Genomic DNA, 1,321 nt, shown 5'->3' on the forward strand with positions numbered 1-1,321 from the left:
TGAACCGCCCCGGGTTCGGTGGAGGCTCCCACTCTTGAGAGAATGGAGCCATGAACAAGTCCACGAAGTTTTCCCCTGAGGTCCGCGAGCGAGCGGTGCGTATGGTGCAGGAGCACCGCGGCGAGTATCCCTCGCTGTGGACGGCGGTGGAGTCGATCGCCCCGAAGATCGGCTGTGTGCCGCAGACGCTGCTGACCTGGGTTCAACGGCATGAGATTGACAGCGGCGTGCGCGAGGGCGTGACCACGGCCGAAGCGCGGCGCGTGAAAGAGCTGGAGCGCGAGGTCAAGGAGCTGCGCCGGGCCAACGAAATCCTGAAGCTGGCAAGCGCTTTTTTTGCCCAGGCGGAGCTCGACCGCAAGCTCAAGTCCTGAGGGACTTCGTCGACGCGCATCGAGCCACGTTCGGGGTCGAGCCGATCTGCAAGGTGCTGCAGATCGCCCCGTCGGGCTATCGGCGCCATGCCGCGCAGGTCCGTGAGCCGCGCCGTCGCTGCGTCCGTGCCAAACGCGATGCACTGCTGCTGCCGGAGATCGAGCGCGTCTGGCAGGGCAACCTGCAGGTCTACGGTGCCGACAAAGTCTGGAAGCAGCTGCAGCGCGAAGGGATGGCGGTGGCCCGTTGCACGGTCGAGCGCCTGATGCGGCGACAAGGGCTGCGGGGCGTCATGCGCGGCAAGGTGGTGCGCACGACCGTCAGCGATGGCAAGGCGCCATGCCCGCTGGACCGGGTCAACCGGCAATTCCGGGCCGAGCGGCCGAACCAACTCTGGGTCTCGGACTTCACCTACGTCTCGACCTGGCAGGGCTGGCTCTACGTAGCCTTTGTCATCGACGTCTTCGCTCGACGCATCGTGGGTTGGCGTGTCAGCACCTCGATGAAGACCGACTTCGTGCTCGATGCCCTGGAGCAGGCGCTTTACGCGCGCCAGCCCGAGCGGGACAGCGCCTTGATCCACCACAGCGACCGCGGATCGCAATACGTGTCCATCCGCTACAGCGAACGCCTCGCCGAGGCGGGCATCGAGCCGTCGGTAGGCAGCAAGGGCGACAGTTACGACAACGCGCTCGCCGAGACCATCAACGGCCTCTACAAAGCCGAACTGATCCACCGTCGGGCGCCATGGAAAAGCAGGGAAGCGGTCGAACTGGCCACGCTCGAATGGGTGGCCTGGTTCAACCACCACCGCCTGCTCGGATCGATCGGCTATATCCCACCGGCAGAGGCCGAGGCAAACTACTACCGGCAACTCGCCAGTCAGGCAGCCACCGTGGAGGCCTGACTTAAACCAAACAGCCTCCACGAAAACCGGGGCGGTTCA

General features: G+C 65.2%; 1 protein-coding gene and 1 other annotated feature. The gene reads left to right on the forward strand.

Annotation, left to right across the window (positions count from 1 at the left end; genetic code table 11):
* Positions 1–50: 50 nt before the first annotated feature.
* Positions 51–1,282, forward strand: a protein-coding gene (locus tag ABQJ56_RS16870) for an IS3 family transposase (RefSeq protein ID WP_367846184.1) whose coding sequence is annotated in 2 segments (ribosomal slippage) — positions 51–339 and positions 339–1,282 — 1,233 coding nt in all. Because the reading frame shifts where the segments join, the coding sequence is not laid out codon by codon here.
* Positions 329–445: a sequence feature (AL1L pseudoknot), on the forward strand. Its footprint overlaps the gene before it by 117 nt.
* Positions 1,283–1,321 lie beyond the last annotated feature (39 nt).

Source organism: Rhodanobacter geophilus, from assembly GCF_040812275.1.
GTDB classification, from domain to species: Bacteria; Pseudomonadota; Gammaproteobacteria; order Xanthomonadales; family Rhodanobacteraceae; genus Rhodanobacter_A; species Rhodanobacter_A geophilus.